Genomic DNA, 16537 nt, shown 5'->3' with positions numbered 1-16537 from the left:
ACAACCATTTCGCTTCAAGGAGTAACAAACATGATTCCGGTGATCTTGTCAGGTGGTAGTGGCTCACGTCTTTGGCCGCTTTCGCGCAAGCAATTCCCTAAACAGTTCCTGGCCCTGACCGGTGAACACACCCTGTTCCAGCAGACCCTCGAGCGCCTGGTGTTCGAAGGCATGGACACGCCGATCGTGGTCTGCAACAAAGACCACCGTTTCATCGTCAACGAACAGTTGGCCAACCGTAAGCTCGAAGCCCAGCGCATCCTGATGGAACCGTTCGGGCGCAACACCGCACCGGCCGTGGCGCTGACGGCCATGATGCTGGTCAACGAAGGCCGCGACGAGTTGATGCTGGTGCTGCCGGCCGACCACGTGCTGGAAGACCAGAAAGCCCTGCAACGCGCCCTGGCCCTGGCCACCGTGGCCGCCGAGCGTGGCGAGATGGTGCTGTTCGGCGTACCGGCCACCAAACCGGAAACCGGCTATGGCTACATCAAGTCGACCAACGATGCGCTGCTGCCCGAAGGCGTGAGCCGCGTCTCGCACTTCGTCGAAAAACCCGACGTCAAGCGTGCCACCGAGTTCGTCGAGGCCGGCGGTTACTTCTGGAACAGCGGCATGTTCCTGTTCCGCGCCAGCCGCTTCCTCGAAGAGCTGAAAAAGCACGATCCGGACATCTACGACACCTGCCTGCTGACCCTGGAGCGCAGTGAGCAGACGGCCGACACCATTACCCTCGACGAAGCCACCTTCGCCTGCTGCCCGGACAACTCCATCGACTACGCGGTGATGGAAAAGACCCAGCGCGCCTGTGTGGTCCCACTGTCGGCCGGTTGGAGCGATGTCGGCTGCTGGTCGTCGCTGTGGGAAGTCAATGCCAAGGACGCCAACGGCAACGTCACCAAGGGCGACGTGGTCGTCCAGGACAGCCGCAACTGCATGATCCACGGCAACGGCAAGCTGGTGTCGGTGATCGGCCTGGACAACATCGTGGTGGTCGAAACCAAGGACGCCATGATGATCGCCCACAAGGACAAGGTCCAAGGCGTCAAGCAGATGGTCAACACCCTCAACGCACAGGGCCGCACCGAAACCCAGAACCACTGCGAGGTCTATCGTCCGTGGGGTTCCTATGACTCGGTGGACATGGGCGGTCGTTTCCAGGTCAAGCACATCTCGGTCAAGCCGGGCGCGTGCCTGTCGCTGCAGATGCACCACCACCGCGCCGAACACTGGATCGTGGTCAGCGGCACCGCCGAAGTGACCTGCGACGAGAACGTGTTCCTGCTCTGCGAAAACCAGTCGACCTACATCCCGATCGCGTCGGTCCACCGCCTGCGCAACCCGGGCAAGATCCCGCTGGAAATCATCGAAGTGCAGTCCGGCAGCTACCTGGGCGAAGATGACATCGAACGTTTCGAAGACATCTACGGTCGCTCCACCCCGATCGAACGCGGCGTCTCGGTGAAAACCATCGCCCAGTAATGATCGACAACGATCAGTAAAGATCAGCGTTACGAGAAGCCCCCGTCCAGCCCACTGCGTCCCCTATCCGCAGTGGGTTGGGTGGGGGCTTTTTTTTGAGTCGGATGATCGCCTGGCATCATTGCTTCAACATTGCCCGCGCCCTTCGGTAGGATGTGCCTACGGTAACGGAGGCTTCCACCATGCTTATCGGCGTTTTGCTGGTCATCACCTGGCTCATCTTGCTGTTGCGCTACCCGGCCAAGGCCTTGCCGGTCTCCCTGGCGGCCTTCATCGGGCTGGGACTGGTCGCCGCGTGGGTGCTCTGGCAGGAAAACCGCGAGACCCGGCAACTGGAGCGCCTGGAACTGCGCATCCGCTATGCCCCCGAACAATGCCCTGCCGACCGGCCGCTGTCGCTGACCCTGAAAAACAACAACGACGTGCCGCTGATCGAGCTGCGCTGGCGGGTCGCGGCCTATGCGCTTGGGGACACCATCAACCTCGCCGACAGCCCCTACAACGCTCCGCGCTACCGTGGCCCCGGCGAACTGCAAGCCGGCGCCGACTGGCAAGATTGCCTGCCGCTGCCGCCTCTGCGCCCGGGTTATCGTCCGCAGACCCTGGAGTTTCGCGCCGAGCGATTGCACGGTAGCTTTTCCAACTGATTGCCCTTCCCCACTTTTTGCACAAGGACCGCGCCATGCCTGTTGCGTTGATTACCGGATGTTCCAGCGGCATTGGCCGCGCCCTCGCCGACGCCTTCAAGGCCGCGGGTTATCAGGTCTGGGCCACGGCGCGCAAGGCTGAAGACGTGGCGACACTCGCCACCGCCGGGTTCACCGCCGTGCAACTGGACGTCAACGATGGCCAGGCCCTGGAACAACTGGGTGAGCGGATCAACCAGCAATGTGGCGGCCTGGATGTGCTGGTCAACAATGCCGGCTACGGCGCCATGGGCCCGCTGCTGGACGGCGGCGTGCCGGCCATGCAGCGTCAGTTCGAAACCAACGTATTCGCCATCGTCGGGGTCACCCGGGCGCTGTTCCCGGTGCTGCGCCGGGCCAGGGGGCTGGTGGTGAACATCGGCAGCGTTTCCGGGGTGCTGGTCACGCCGTTCGCTGGCGCTTATTGCGCTTCGAAGGCGGCGGTGCATGCCTTGAGCGATGCCTTGCGCATGGAGCTGGCACCCTTCGACATCCGCGTGATGGAGGTCCAGCCCGGCGCGATTGCCTCCAGCTTCGCCAAGAATGCCGGTCATGAAGCCGAACAATTGATCAGCGAACAATCGCCCTGGTGGCCCCTGCGCGATGGCATCCGCGCCCGGGCCAAGGCTTCCCAGGACAACCCGACCCCCACCCACGAATTCGCCGCGGCGCTGCTCAAGGCGGTTCAACAACCCAAGCCACCCCGCTTGCTGCGTCTGGGCAACGGCAGCCGGGCGCTGCCGTTGATGGCGGGTTTGTTGCCCAAAGGGTTACTGGAGAAGGGGTTGATGAAGCGGTTCGGGTTGGGAAAATCGCTGTAATCAACGCAGGCTTTTTTGCTGTTGTGGTCAATTCCTGTGGGAGCGAGCTTGCTCGCGATGACGGCGTGTCTGCCACCCTCGATGCGGCTGAACCACCGCTATCGCGAGCAAGCTCGCTCCCACAGGAGACTTGTGGTGTACACCAAATCTCGCCATCACCCCGGAAAAAATGTGGGAGCGAGCTTGCTCGCGATGACGGCGTGTCTGCCACCCTCGATGCGGCTGAACCACCGCTATCGCGAGCAAGCTCGCTCCCACAGGAGACTTGTGGTGTACACCAAATCTCGCCATCACCCCGGAAAAAATGTGGGAGCGAGCTTGCTCGCGATGACGGCGTGTCTGCCACCCTCGATGCGGCTGAACCACCGCTATCGCGAGCAAGCTCGCTCCCACAGGGATTTGTGGTGTAGATCAAATCTCACCATCCCCCCACAAATGATGCGATGCCTCAGCGCTTGGCGTGGGGCTCCACCACCACCGTGCAGGTCATCCCCGCCGCCAGCAGCACGCCGTCCGGCACTTCATCCAGATGAATGCGCACCGGCACTCGCTGGGCCAGGCGAACCCAGTTGAACGTGGGGTTCACATCGGCGATCAGTTCGCGGCTTTCGGGGTTGTCGCGGTCGTAGATGCCTCGGGAAATACTTTCCACATGGCCCTTGAGCGTCTCACCGCTCATCAACTGCAACTGCGCCGAATCGCCGACCCGCACCTTGGGCAACTTGGTCTCTTCGAAGAAGCCGTAGACCCAGAACGAATGCATGTCCACCACGGCCATTTTCGCCTCGCCGATGCGCGCATAGTCGCCGCGGTGCACGTTGAGGTTGGTGACGTAGCCATCCACCGCCGCGCGAACGTCGGTGCGCGACAGGTTCAGCTCCGCGGCTTCCAACTGGGCCTGGGCCTGCTGGTAGTCGGCCAGGGCCGAGTCGGCGATGTTGCTGGCGTCGTCGCGGTTTTCCCGGGAGATCACCAGGTTGTCCAAGTCGGCACGTCGATGGGCGTTGACCTTGCGCATCTCCCAGGTGGCCTTGCGCGACGCCACCAGGGAGCGCGCCTGCTTCACGGCGATGCGGTAATGCTCGGGGTCGATGCGCATCAACAAGTCGCCCTTTTTCACCAACTGGTTGTCGCGCACCGACACCTCGACCACCTCGCCGCTGACATCGGCGGCCACATTGATGATGTCGGCCCGCACCCGGCCATCGCGGGTCCAGGGCGTGTTCATGTAATGGACCCACAGCGTACGGCCGATCCACAACGCCAGGGCCAGTACCAACAGCGTCGCCAGCAGGCTGAAAAACTTTTTCATCGCATCGATCTCAACGGTAGACCGTCAGCGCCAGCGCGCCGAACAGACAGGTAAACAGACTCAGGCGCAACAACGCCGGGTGCCAGAAGAAACGGTACAGGTCCAACCCCGACAGGAAGCGGTCCAAGGCCCAGGCCAGGCCGGCGGCGATGAAAAACATCAGGGTCATGGTGGGCATGTACACGCCATGGAAGGCGATCTCACGGGGCATGTTCAGGTTCCTGGGGAAGCGATGTGGCATGCGCCATGGCATAGCCGGCCAATGGCGATTGCGGGTCCAGCAGCGAAGTGCGGATGAAATGCAGGTAGCTCTTCACCCGGCGCAGGGCCGAGGTGTCGAAATGCGGGGCGAAGGGTTCGTCGGTGGCCTGCACGCGGCCGATGGCATGATCCACCGCCACCAACGCACGCTCCAGATTGCTCTGGCCCGGCTGGCGGAACAGTCGCACCAGCGCCCGCCCCATCACCCGAATCGCCTGGCGCCATGGCTGGCTTTCGGCATACGCCGGGTGAACCGGCAAGATGGCCTGCTCCTTGCGCAACTCAATGATCGCGTGACCGACTTCCAGCACCACGAACATCCAGCGCAGCAAGTCCCGTTGCACTTGGGGTTGCCCCGCCGCCAGACCGTAGGCCTGGTGCAGCAGGTCGCGGGTGCGGCTCTCAAAACTCGAGGCCAGCCCCTTCAGACGACCGCTAATGGCGAACACCACTTGCTCGCGCAGGTCCTGCTCCAATCGACGCCACAACCAGCGGCTGTTGGGCGGCAGGATGATCGCCCCGGCAGCGGCGCACACCAACATGCCGAGGATCATCGCGATGTAGTCGTTGATGAAGGCGTAAGGGTTGTAGACCGTCAGGTTGTCCGGCACTGAGCCGGTGCAAAAGAAAATCAGCAGCCCCAGGCCGACCCCGGCGTATTGCGGCCTGGAACTGAGGAACGAACCGAACATGATGACGGGAGCGAGCATCACGCAGAGCAACGGAAAACCATCGATCAGCGGGAAAATGAAAAACATCTCGACGAAGCCGACCAGCGCCCCGAACAACGTACCGCAGGCCATCTGGAAAGCCATGCGCTTGGGGTTCGGGGTGGCGGCCGAGAGGCCCACGGTGGCCGCGGCGATCATGGTCATGGTCGCGCCGCTCGGCCAGGCCGTGGCGACCCAATAGCTGCCCAGGACCAGCAGGATGAAAGCGGCGCGAAACCCCGATGCCGCGGCGGCCAGCCAGTTGGTCTGGGGCACGAACGGTTCGTCCCAGCGCTCGCGCTCGTGGCGATGCTCGGCCAGGGAGGCATGGGTCAGGGCGTAGCCGTGCAAGTCGTCGACAAAGCGATAAAGCAGCTCATAAGCGGTATGAAAGTCCAACTGCTCGCCATCGCTTGGCGCGGTGCCCTGGAACGCTGCCCGCAAGCGCCGTACCTGGGCCGGCAGGTCGGCCTTGTAGTCTGCCAGCGCCGCCGCCAACCGCGCTGCGTCGGCGTCGGTCAAGGCCCGTGCGCTGAAGCCGTCCAGCAGCTCGGCCAGGTTTTGCAAACCAGGCTTGATGGCGTTCACCACATGATCCGCCGCCCCGCCGCGCAAGCGCTCGAGCAATTGGTGCAAGGCATTGAAACGGGTGGTGACACCCATGAATTCGCTGTTCAAGCGACTGAGCCGACCATTGCGCCGACGCATGTGCGGGTCTTCGAACACCGTCACGCTGCGCAGGCTCTCCAGGCCGACGGCTTCGGCGATGAAGCGCACGTTACCGGCCTCGAAGGCCTCCCGCTTGCTGCGTCCGCGCAAGCCGTCGGTGACAAACAGGGCGAACACGCCAAAGCGCTGGTACAAGGCGTTGCGCATGGCGGCGCTGGCGGTTTGCGGCAGGATCGCGGCACTGACCAGGGTCGAGCAGAGAATTCCCAGGGAAATCTCCAGCACCCGCCAGACCGCCGCCATGAACGCCCCTTCGGGGTGGGCCAACGCTGGCAAGCCGATCATCGCCGCGGTGTAGCCAGCCAGCACGAAACCATAGGCACGGAAGTTACGATACCGCGCCGCCCCTGCCGAACAGATGCCGACCCAAATCGCCAGGCAGCCAAGGAACAGCTCGGTGTTCTGGGCGAACAGGGCGATCAGCGCCACCATCACCGCAGAACCCGCCAGGGTGCCGAGGAAACGGTAGAAGCTCTTGGCGAACACCTGCCCGCTCTGGGGCTGCATGACGATGAACACGGTGATCATGGCCGTGCGCGGTTGTGGCAATTCCAGGCGCATAGCCAGCCACAAGGTCAGGAACGCGGCAAACAGGACCTTGAAGATATAGACCCAGGTCACCCCGTCGCTGCGGGCCCAGTCGAAGAAACCACGGCGCCATTCGAGGCGATACAGCCGGCGTGCGGGGGCAAGTAAGGACATCACGACAGGCCTACTCAGCATTGTGGTTCAGGTCGGGGCTGTCGCTGCCGGCCTCCAGCCCACCGCCCAACGCCGTCACCAGATCGGCATGGGCCGTCAGGCGAGCCGCCTCCACCTGTTGTTGCACCTGTTGCTGCTTGAACAACAGGCTTTGGGCGTTGAGCACATTGAGGTAGTCCGTCAGGCCGCGCTGGAACGCCACCTTTGCGATGTCGTAGGTACGCTGGGCCGCGGCCACCGATTCGGCGGCGAAGGCCTGCTGCTTGTCCATGGATTCGCGACGGATCAACTGATCGGAAATGCTCTTGAGCGCGTTCACCAGTGTCTGGTTGTAGTGCGCCACGGCGATGTCATACCCGGCGGCCGCCTCGCCCAACTGCGAACGCAGGCGCCCGCCGTCGAAGATCGGCAACGTGATCGCCGGCCCGACGTTGTAGGTGAGTTTCTTGCCGGTCAAAAACTCCAGCGCCCCGCCACCGGTGGCCATGTAGCCGAGGCTCCCCACCAGATCGACGTTGGGATAGAAGCCGGCCCGGGCCACATCGATGCCCCGGGCCTGGGCCGCCACTTGCCAACGCCCGGCCACCACATCCGGACGCTGGCCAAGCAGTTCGGCGGGCAAGGCCGACGGCAGCTTCAAGGGCGCGCCGAGGACCAGGGTCGGACGTTGCAACTGCGCACCCGCTCCCGGCCCCTGGCCCGCCAAGGCCGCCAATTGATTGCGGCTCAAGGCGATGGCCTCGTCCAGGGCATCGAGTTGGCGATGGGTCTCGGGCAGCGGCGCCTGGGCCTGGCTGACTTCGAAATGGGTGCCGATGCCACCGTCCAGGCGCTTCTGCGCCAGGTCGAGAATCTGCTCTTGTTGGCGCAGGGTCGCAGCGACGATATCGCGCTGGGCGTAGTGCAACGAAAACTGGATATAGGCGCGCACGATGTTGTTCTGCAATTCCAGTTGCGCCTGCCGTGCCTCGGCGATGCTGACGTGGGCCAGGTCAACCGCCCGTTCGCTGGCATTGCGCTCACGGCCCCACAGGTCCAGGGCATAACTCAAGCCCAGGGCAGCATTGTTGTCCCAGGTCGTGGTGTCGGCCAACTCGCCCGGGCCGTAGAACTGATCGGTGGGCCAGTTATGGCGCTTGAGGGTCGACTCGCCATTGATCTGCAACGACTCGGCGGCCTCGGCAATACCGGCCATGGCCTTGGCCTGGCGTACTCGTGCCGCGGCCATGGCCAGGCTCGGGCTGCCTTGCACGGCCAGGTCGATCCAGCGATCCAGTTGCCGATCGCCATAGGCTTGCCACCACTGGCGGGTGGGCCAGTGGGCATCGCGGGCGGCCTCGCGGATGGCGGCATCGGTCGCCAGTTGATTGGCCGGCAACACCTGGCCTTGCGGTGCAATACCACCTGTGCCAATGCAACCGCTGATGGTTAATGTCAGAACCCAAACACTGAGAGTCTTCAGCTCTCTGCTGATGCAACGCGGCACTTGCGCAAAATTCCTGAGGGAGGGGCATGACGACGAGGATGGCTGCCTGTTGACGCAAACTTGTGGGAGCGAGCTTGCTCGCGATGGCGTCCGGACATTCACCTCAAATGTTGAATGCAATGACCTCATCGCGAGCAAGCTCGCTCCCACAGGTGCCCACCAAGGCCCGCTCCTGCTTTGGCGGCAATTCTAGGCACCCCGCCGAACGGCGATAAGCCGACCTTTCTGCGAATCTTTGTTACCGTTAACGCGATAATCCATTAGTCGGGTCCCGCATCTCTGTAACTTCATGTCACAATTTGCCACCTCCCAAGAGAGCCCTCCATGGACACCTTGCAAAACATGCGCGCGTTCAGCTGTGTGGCCGAAGCCGGCAGTTTCACCGCTGCCGCCGTGCAACTGGATACCACCACAGCCAACGTCTCGCGTGCGGTTTCCAACCTGGAAGCCCATCTGCAAACCCGCCTGCTCAACCGCACCACGCGGCGCATTGCACTCACCGAGGCGGGTAAACGCTACTTGCTGCGTTGCGAGCAGATCCTGGCTTACGTCGAAGAAGCGGAAGCCGAGGCCAGCGACGCCCACGCGCGACCGGCCGGGCAGTTGAAGGTCCACACCATGACCGGCATCGGCCAGCATTTCGTGATCGACGCCATCGCCCGCTACCGCAAGACGCATCCGGACGTGACCTTCGACCTGACCCTGGCCAACCGGGTGCCGGACATCCTCGATGAGGGCTACGACGTCTCCATCGTGCTCGCCAGCGAACTGCCGGATTCGGGCTTCGTCTCCCAGCGCCTGGGGATCACCTACAGCATTGTCTGCGCCTCGCCCGCCTACGTGAAAGCCAGCGGCTGTCCGCAAAAACCCAGCGACCTGCTCAACCACGCCTGCCTGCGCCTGGTCAGCCCGGTCATTCCGCTGGAAAAATGGGTGTTCGACGGCCCGGAAGGCCAAGAGATGGTCACCATCAACAGTTCACCGTTCCTGGTGAACTCCGCCGATGCGATGAAAACCGCGATCACCAGCGGCATGGGCGTGGGGGTATTGCCGGTGTACGCGGCCATCGAAGGCTTGCGCAACGGCACGCTGGTGCGGGTCATGCCCAACTACCGCTCCCAGGAACTGAACCTCTACGCCATCTACCCGTCGCGCCAATACCTGGATGCGAAGATCAAGACCTGGGTCGAGTACCTGCGCGGCTCGTTGCCGGAAATCCTCGCGGCGCACCAGGCTGAGCTGACGGCTTACGAATTGAGTGGCAGCCTGGCAGGCGCACGGGTCACGAGCTGAAGTCGCCCCCGTGCTCGAAGGAGCAATTCAGCGCTTGCCCATGGAACGCCGCGTGCCGGGAGGCGCAGCGCCCGGGGTCTTGGTATGGCCATTCTTCGCGCCGTTCTTGTACCACGGCTGTTGCCCGGCGCCCTTGGCCGCCGCCAGCTCACCGGGTTTGAACGGGAATTTGAAAGCCGGGATCGCCGCTTTGATGTCCTCGCTGCTGGAAACATCGCTGACGGGCAAATCGGCCTGTTCGCCGCCGGGGAGATCGTCCGCGGGCGAAGGTGTCGGGGAAGTCATGTAAGGCTCCGGGTCATGCATGCAAGTCGGGCCCGAAGGGCGAGCCGCGAAAGGCGGCAGTATACCTGCCCGATATCACTGCGCGCTGGCAGTTTCATCCGGCATATGCATTCATCCGACAGCAAGCCGGGACAAAACTGACAAGCCTGTCAGTTAGGCGTCACCTTCCTGACCGGCTCGCAACGCTATATAAGAAAGCTCCAACTCTTGCGTCTCGAACCGGCCCTTCATATCCATGCGCATCCAGAAGAAAACTGTCCTGATTGTCGTGCTGCTGATCGCCCTGGCGGCCCTCGCCCTCTGGTTTGTGCTCAAGCCCGTGACCGCCAGGCCCGGTGCTCCCGCCGCCGTTCCGGTACGGGCCGTCAGCGTGATGCAAAAGGATGTACCGCGCTTCGCCAGCGGCATCGGCACGGTGCTGTCGCTGCACAGCGTGGTGATCCGCCCGCAGATCGACGGCATCCTCACCCAACTGCTGGTCAAGGAGGGGCAACTGGTCAAGAAGGGTGACCTGCTGGCGACCATCGACGACCGCTCGATCCGCGCCAGCCTCGACCAGGCCCGGGCCCAGCTCGGCGAAAGCCAGGCACAACTGGCGGTGGCCCAGGTCAATCTCAAGCGCTACAAATTGCTGAGCGTCGATGACGGCGTCTCGAAGCAGACCTACGACCAGCAACAGGCGCTGGTCAACCAGCTCAAGGCGACCGCCCAGGGCAACCAGGCGGCCATTGACTCGGCACAGGTGCAACTGTCCTATACCCAGATCCGCTCCCCGGTGAGCGGTCGCGTCGGCATTCGCAACGTGGACGAAGGCAACTTCCTGCGCACCAGCGACGCCGAAGGCCTGTTCACGGTGACCCAGATCGACCCCATCGCCGTGGAGTTCTCCCTGCCCCAGCAAATGCTGCCCACCTTGCAACGGTTGATCGCCGCCCCCGAGCAAGCCTTGGTCAAGGCCTATATCGGCGCCGATGGCGCCACCGGGGAGCTGCTCGGCGAGGGGCGCCTGAGCCTCATCGACAACCAGATCAACGCCAACACCGGAACCCTGCGGGCCAAGGCTGAATTCAACAACGCCGCGCAACGGCTGTGGCCGGGGCAACTGGTGACACTGAAAATCCAGACCGCCATCGACAAGGACGCCCTGGTGGTACCGCCTACCGTGGTCCAGCGCGGCCTGGAGCAACACTTCGTGTACCGCATAAAGGGCGACAAGGTCGAGAGCGTGCCGGTGGTGATGGTTTACCAGGACAGCGACCTGCACATCATCAAGGGGGTGAATGCCGGCGACCAACTGGTGAGCGACGGCCAGTCGCGGCTCAAGCCGGGCAGCCACATCCAGGTGCTCAGCGATCCACCCGCCCTGGCCAAGACCGCGGAGCCGCAGCCATGAAGGGACGCGGTTCGGTTTCGGCGTGGTGCATCGACCACCCTATCGCCACGGTACTGCTGACCTTTGCCCTGGTGCTGCTGGGGGTGATCGCGTTTCCTCGCCTGCCCGTCGCGCCGTTGCCGGAGGCGGAATTCCCGACCATCCAGGTCAACGCCCAGTTGCCCGGGGCCAGCCCCGAAACCATGGCGTCGTCGGTGGCGACGCCGCTGGAAGTGCAATTCAGTGCCATTCCCGGCATTACCCAGATGACCTCCAGCAGCGCCCTGGGCTCGACCAACCTGATCCTGCAATTCAGCCTCGATAAAAGCATCGACACCGCCGCCCAGGAAGTGCAGGCGGCGATCAACACCGCCGCCGGCAAACTGCCCAACGACATGCCGAACCTGCCGACCTGGCGCAAGGTCAACCCCGCCGACAGTCCGGTGCTGATCCTCAGCATCAGTTCCACGCTGATGCCCGGCACCGAACTGAGCGACTACGTCGAAACCCTGCTCTCCCGTCAGATCAGCCAGATCGATGGCGTAGGACAAATCTACATCACCGGCCAGCAACGTCCGGCGATCCGGGTCCAGGCCTCGGCCGACCGGCTCGCCGCCATCGGCCTGACCCTGGCGGACATTCGCCTGGCGCTCCAACAGGCCAGCCTCAACCTGGCCAAGGGCGCCTTGTACGGTGAATCGAGCATTTCCACCCTGTCCACCAACGACCAGTTGTTCAAGCCTGCGGAGTACGGAGAGCTGATCGTGTCCTACCGGGACGGGGCACCGGTTCACCTCAAGGACATCGCCAAGGTGGTCAACGGCTCGGAAAACGCCTACGTCCAGGCCTGGTCCGACAACGAGCCCGGGGTCAACCTGGTGATTTTCCGGCAACCGGGGGCCAATATCGTCGAGACCGTCGACCGCATCCAGGCGGCCCTGCCCACCCTGCAAGCCATGTTGCCCGCGGCGGTGCAGGTCAAGGTGCTGATCGACCGCACCCAGACTATTCGCGCCTCGCTGCACGAAGTGGAAATCACCTTGCTGATCGCGGTGCTGCTGGTGGTGGCGGTGATGGCGTTGTTCCTGCGCCAGCTCTCGGCGACCCTGATCGTCTCGGCGGTGCTGGGGGTGTCGCTGACCGCCAGTTTCGCCCTGATGTACGTGATGGGTTTCAGCCTGAACAACCTGACCCTGGTGGCGATCGTCATCTCGGTAGGGTTCGTGGTGGACGATGCGATTGTGGTGGTGGAGAACATCCACCGGCACCTGGAGGCCGGCGATGGCATGCGCGAGGCGGCGATCAAGGGGGCCGGCGAAATCGGCTTTACCGTGGTCTCCATCAGTTTCTCGCTGATCGCCGCGTTCATTCCGCTGCTGTTCATGGGCGGCGTGGTCGGGCGCCTGTTCAAGGAGTTTGCCCTGACCGCCACCTCGACCATCCTGATCTCGGTGGTCGTGTCCCTCACGTTGGCGCCGACCCTGGCCGCGCTGTTCATGCGCGCCCCGGTGCATCACGCCCATGGCGAGGCGGGGTTCGGCGAACGCCTGCTGGGCGGGTATGAGCGGGGCCTGCGCAAGGCCCTGGCCCATCAGAAGCTGATGATCGGCGTGTTCGGCCTGACCCTGGCGATGGCGGTGGTGGGCTATGTGTTCATTCCCAAGGGTTTCTTCCCGGTACAGGACACCGGCCTGGTGCTGGGCACCAGCGAAGCCGCCGCCGATGTGTCGTTCCCGGACATGGTGGCCAAGCACAAGGCCCTGGCCGACATCGTCGCCGCCGACCCTGCGGTGCAGACCTTCTCCCACTCCGTCGGCGTCTCGGGCAACAACCAGACCATCGCCAACGGCCGTTTCTGGATCGCCCTCAAGCCCCGGGGCGAGCGTGACGTGTCGGCCAGCGGCTTCATCGACCGGATCCGCCCGCAACTGCTGAAAATCCCCGGCGTGGTGCTGTACCTCAGGGCCGGGCAGGACATCAACCTCAGCTCCGGTCCCAGTCGCGCCCAGTATCAATACGTGCTCAAGAGCAACGACGGGCCGAGCCTCAACGCCTGGACGCAAAAACTCACCGACAAGCTGCGCGGCAATCCGGCGTTCCGTGACATTTCCAACGACCTGCAACTGGGCGGCAGCATCACCCACATCAACATCGACCGCAGCGCGGCGGCGCGCTTCGGCCTCACCGCGACCGATGTCGACCAGGCCCTGTACGACGCCTTCGGCCAGCGGCAGATCAATGAATTCCAGACCGAGACCAACCAGTACAACGTGATCCTGGAGCTCGATACCGCGCAGCGGGGCAAGGCCGAAAGCCTGGCGTATTTCTACCTGCGTTCGCCCCTGAGTGGGGAAATGGTGCCGCTCTCGGCCCTGGCCCGCTTCGATGCGCCGAGCAACGGCCCGTTGTCGATTGCCCACGACGGCATGTTCCCGGCCGCCAACCTGTCGTTCAACCTGGCGCCCGGCGTGGCCCTGGGAGACGCGGTGCGCCTGCTCGACCAGGCGAAGAACGAAATCGGCATGCCGGCCGCCATCACCGGCAATTTCCAGGGCGCGGCCCAGGCCTTCCAAAGCTCGCTGGCGAGCCAGCCGTGGCTGATCCTCGCCGCGCTGGTGGCCGTGTACATCATTCTCGGCGTGCTCTACGAGAGCTTCGTGCACCCGCTGACGATCATCTCCACCCTGCCCTCGGCCGGCCTCGGCGCGCTGATCATGCTCTGGCTGCTGGGCCAGGACTTTTCGATCATGGCGCTGATCGGGCTGGTGCTGCTGATCGGGATCGTCAAGAAGAACGGCATCCTGATGATCGACTTCGCCCTCGACGCCCAGCGCAACAAAGGGCTGGCCCCCCAGGAGGCGATTTTCCAGGCGTGCCTGACACGCTTCCGCCCGATCATGATGACCACCCTGGCGGCCCTGCTCGGTGCCCTGCCGCTGATGCTCGGCTATGGCCCCGGCGCGGAACTGCGCCAGCCCCTGGGCATCGCGGTGGTGGGCGGCCTGTTGGTGAGCCAGGCGCTGACGCTGTTCACGACACCGGTCATATACTTGTGGCTCGAGCGAGTGTTCCATCGGCCCGCCCATCAGCCAGGGTCGGCGCCGACGGCGCTGGCGAGCACAGACCACTGAGGCGGGGCCATGCGCGTTCTGATCATTGAAGACGAAGAAAAAACCGCGGACTACCTGCACCGCGGCCTGACCGAACAGGGCTACACCGTGGACGTGGCGCCAGACGGTATCGAAGGGCTGCACCTGGCCCTGGAAACCGACTATGCGGTGATCGTGCTCGACGTGATGCTGCCGGGCCTGGACGGCTTCGGCGTACTGCGGGCCCTGCGCGCCCGCAAGCAGACACCGGTGATCATGCTCACCGCCCGGGAACGGGTCGAAGACCGCATCAAGGGCTTGCGCGACGGGGCCGATGACTACCTGGGCAAGCCCTTCTCCTTCCTCGAACTGGTGGCGCGCCTGCAAGCCCTGACCCGCCGCAGCGGCGGCCATGAACCGGTGCAGGTGAGCATCGCCGACCTGTGGATCGACCTGATCAGCCGCAAGGCCACCCGCGCCGGCCAACGCCTGGACCTGACCGCCAAGGAGTTCTCCCTGCTCAGCGTCCTGGCTCGCCGCCAGGGCGAAATCCTCTCGAAAACCGCCATTGCCGAAATGGTCTGGGACATCAACTTCGACAGTGACGCCAACGTGGTGGAAGTGGCGATCAAACGCTTGCGGGCCAAGCTCGACGGGCCGTTCGAACAGAAGTTGCTGCACACCATTCGCGGCATGGGTTATGTGCTGGAGAGTCGCAGCGATGAGCGTCCCTGAGAGCATCGCCCTGCGCTTGAGCGCCATGTTCACGCTGGTGGCGGCGCTGGTGTTCCTGTTGATCGGGGGCGCTTTGTACCAACAGGTCGGCAAGGGCCTGGGCCTGTTGCCCGAAGCCGAGCTCGATGCCCGCTACAGTGTCCTGGAGTCCACCGTCGGCCGCTACGGCACGCCTGAACACTGGGTGAAGATCAACAACAAGCTGCGATTGCTCGGTGAAGAAGACAAGCGCATCCATTTCTGGATCGTCAGCGACGATCCGCGCTTTGAATACGGCGATCCCGATGCGCAGATCCGCACCTTTGCCCAAGGCCCGCTGGGTAAGCGCGACCTGACGTTGCCCCATCGGCACTACCCGATGAAAGTGCTGGTGAGCCAATTCCCGGCCAAGGACCAACGCCCGCCGCTGCGCTTCATGATCGGCATCGACACCGAGACCTTCTACCAGACCCAGCATCGCCTGTTGGTGGCGCTGGTGAGCCTGGCGATTGTCGGCGTAGTCCTGGCCTCGTTGCTGGGCTACTGGGTCGCACGCATCGGTCTCAAACCGCTGATCAAGCTGTCCGAGGAAGCCCGGCGCCTGGCCCCACCCCGCCTGTCCGGGCGCTTGCAACTGTCGCCCTTGCCGCCGGAGCTGAGCCAGTTCGTCAGTTCCTTCAACGCCACACTGGACCGGGTCGAACAGGCTTACTCGCGGCTGGAGTCGTTCAATGCCGACGTCGCCCATGAATTACGCTCGCCCCTGACCAACCTGATCGGCCAGACCCAGGTGGCACTGACCCGTGGCCGCTCGGCTGAACATTACTTCGAAGTGTTGCAATCGAATCTCGAGGAGCTGGAGCGGCTGCGCTCGATCATCAACGACATGCTATTCCTGGCCAGTGCCGACCAAGGCAGCAAGGCCACCAAGTTGACCAGCGCCTCCCTGGCCGGCGAAGTGGCGACCACCCTCGATTACCTGGACTTCATTCTGGAAGATGCCCAGGTCCAGGTCCGGGTCAGCGGCGACGCCCAGGCCAACATCGAGATCGCTCACCTGCGGCGGGCACTGATCAACCTGCTGAGCAACGCTGTACAGCACACCGCGCCCGGGCAAGTGATCGACGTGCGCATCGAAGCCCTTGGCGACCAGATCACCCTCGCCGTCACCAACCCCGGCGAACCGATTGCCGGCGAGCATCTGCCACGCCTGTTCGAACGCTTCTATCGCGTCGATGCCTCGCGCAGCAACAGTGGCGCCAACCATGGGTTGGGGCTGGCCATCGTCAAGGCCATTGCACTGATGCATGGTGGCGATGTGTTTGTGCACAGCGACCAGGGTGCCAACACGTTCGGGATCCGCTTGCCAGCCTGACGCCCCTCCTCCCATAAGTTTGTACGCCTCTTCAGGTCTTTCCAGGCCAATGAATGCTGGGCGAAAGCCAACTGTAGCAAAATCGGAATACCGTCCGAACGCGCCCCCAGCTTTCATTAATTACCGGGTAATCGCGCAAACACTGATTGCCCGCTCTCATTGATCCAAGCACAATCAGCAAAAGGCCAGCATCTGGTTCATTGCCGGTTTGCAATCCTTT

13 protein-coding genes are annotated in these 16537 nt (G+C 63.6%); 8 read left to right on the top strand and 5 right to left on the bottom strand.

The features are described 5' to 3' along the window. The first annotated feature begins 30 nt into the window (after nucleotides 1-30). From AO356_RS17285 to AO356_RS17275, 3 genes are all read left to right on the top strand, one after another. Complete coding sequence (locus AO356_RS17285) at nucleotides 31-1482, top strand: mannose-1-phosphate guanylyltransferase/mannose-6-phosphate isomerase (RefSeq protein WP_060740771.1); 1452 nt, start codon at nucleotides 31-33, stop codon at nucleotides 1480-1482. Between the two features lie 182 nt (nucleotides 1483-1664). After that, on the top strand, nucleotides 1665-2129 hold the full coding sequence (locus AO356_RS17280; protein ID WP_060740770.1) for a hypothetical protein: 465 nt from the start codon (nucleotides 1665-1667) through the stop codon (nucleotides 2127-2129). A 35-nt stretch (nucleotides 2130-2164) separates the two neighbouring features. Next, nucleotides 2165-2989, top strand: a complete 825-nt coding sequence (locus AO356_RS17275) for an SDR family oxidoreductase (protein WP_060740769.1) — start codon at nucleotides 2165-2167, stop codon at nucleotides 2987-2989. Between the two features lie 448 nt (nucleotides 2990-3437). Here the strand turns inward: AO356_RS17275 and AO356_RS17270 are convergent, their stop codons facing one another. Genes AO356_RS17270 through AO356_RS17255 form a run of 4 tightly spaced genes read right to left on the bottom strand, consistent with a single transcriptional unit; the run spans nucleotide 3438 to nucleotide 8189 of the window. Beyond that, nucleotides 3438-4301 carry an HlyD family secretion protein gene (locus AO356_RS17270; protein ID WP_060740768.1) on the bottom strand — a complete coding sequence of 288 codons (864 nt, stop codon included), beginning with the start codon at nucleotides 4299-4301 and terminating at the stop codon, nucleotides 3438-3440. A 10-nt stretch (nucleotides 4302-4311) separates the two neighbouring features. Next, nucleotides 4312-4512 carry a DUF1656 domain-containing protein gene (locus tag AO356_RS17265; protein ID WP_003205331.1) on the bottom strand — a complete coding sequence of 67 codons (201 nt, stop codon included), beginning with the start codon at nucleotides 4510-4512 and terminating at the stop codon, nucleotides 4312-4314. Continuing rightward, complete coding sequence (locus tag AO356_RS17260; protein ID WP_060743136.1) at nucleotides 4502-6706, bottom strand: FUSC family protein; 2205 nt, start codon at nucleotides 6704-6706, stop codon at nucleotides 4502-4504. The genes AO356_RS17265 and AO356_RS17260 overlap by 11 nt, the downstream gene beginning before the upstream one ends. 7 nt (nucleotides 6707-6713) lie before the next feature. After that, nucleotides 6714-8189, bottom strand: coding sequence for an efflux transporter outer membrane subunit (locus AO356_RS17255; protein WP_060740767.1), 1476 nt, complete (start codon nucleotides 8187-8189; stop codon nucleotides 6714-6716). 324 nt (nucleotides 8190-8513) lie between these two features. On the opposite strand from AO356_RS17255, the gene AO356_RS17250 reads away from it, so the two are divergent. Further along, nucleotides 8514-9482 (top strand): LysR family transcriptional regulator, encoded by a 969-nt coding sequence (locus AO356_RS17250; protein ID WP_060740766.1) that lies wholly within the window; start codon nucleotides 8514-8516, stop codon nucleotides 9480-9482. Nucleotides 9483-9509: 27 nt separating this feature from the next. On the opposite strand, the gene AO356_RS17245 is transcribed toward AO356_RS17250, so the two are convergent. Then, nucleotides 9510-9767 carry a hypothetical protein gene (locus AO356_RS17245; protein WP_060740765.1) on the bottom strand — a complete coding sequence of 86 codons (258 nt, stop codon included), beginning with the start codon at nucleotides 9765-9767 and terminating at the stop codon, nucleotides 9510-9512. Between the two features lie 235 nt (nucleotides 9768-10002). On the opposite strand from AO356_RS17245, the gene AO356_RS17240 reads away from it, so the two are divergent. From AO356_RS17240 to AO356_RS17225, 4 genes are read left to right on the top strand one after another with little or no spacing between them, the layout of a single operon-like run. Continuing rightward, nucleotides 10003-11160, top strand: a complete 1158-nt coding sequence (locus AO356_RS17240) for an efflux RND transporter periplasmic adaptor subunit (RefSeq protein ID WP_060740764.1) — start codon at nucleotides 10003-10005, stop codon at nucleotides 11158-11160. Next, the gene (locus tag AO356_RS17235) at nucleotides 11157-14270 is read left to right on the top strand and encodes a multidrug efflux RND transporter permease subunit (protein WP_060740763.1); all 3114 of its coding nucleotides are present in this window, start codon (nucleotides 11157-11159) and stop codon (nucleotides 14268-14270) included. Before AO356_RS17240 ends, AO356_RS17235 begins: the two co-directional genes overlap by 4 nt. A 9-nt stretch (nucleotides 14271-14279) precedes the next feature. Further along, on the top strand, nucleotides 14280-14963 hold the full coding sequence (locus AO356_RS17230; protein WP_060740762.1) for a heavy metal response regulator transcription factor: 684 nt from the start codon (nucleotides 14280-14282) through the stop codon (nucleotides 14961-14963). Further along, the gene (locus AO356_RS17225) at nucleotides 14950-16317 is read left to right on the top strand and encodes a heavy metal sensor histidine kinase (protein WP_060740761.1); all 1368 of its coding nucleotides are present in this window, start codon (nucleotides 14950-14952) and stop codon (nucleotides 16315-16317) included. Before AO356_RS17230 ends, AO356_RS17225 begins: the two co-directional genes overlap by 14 nt. The last annotated feature ends 220 nt before the right edge of the window (nucleotides 16318-16537 follow it).

Origin of the sequence: Pseudomonas fluorescens, from assembly GCF_001307275.1 — a bacterium.
Lineage (GTDB): Bacteria > Pseudomonadota > Gammaproteobacteria > Pseudomonadales > Pseudomonadaceae > Aquipseudomonas > Aquipseudomonas fluorescens_AA.
Note: the sequence above shows the minus strand (reverse complement) of the source record. Positions and strands in the feature narration are given on the sequence as shown.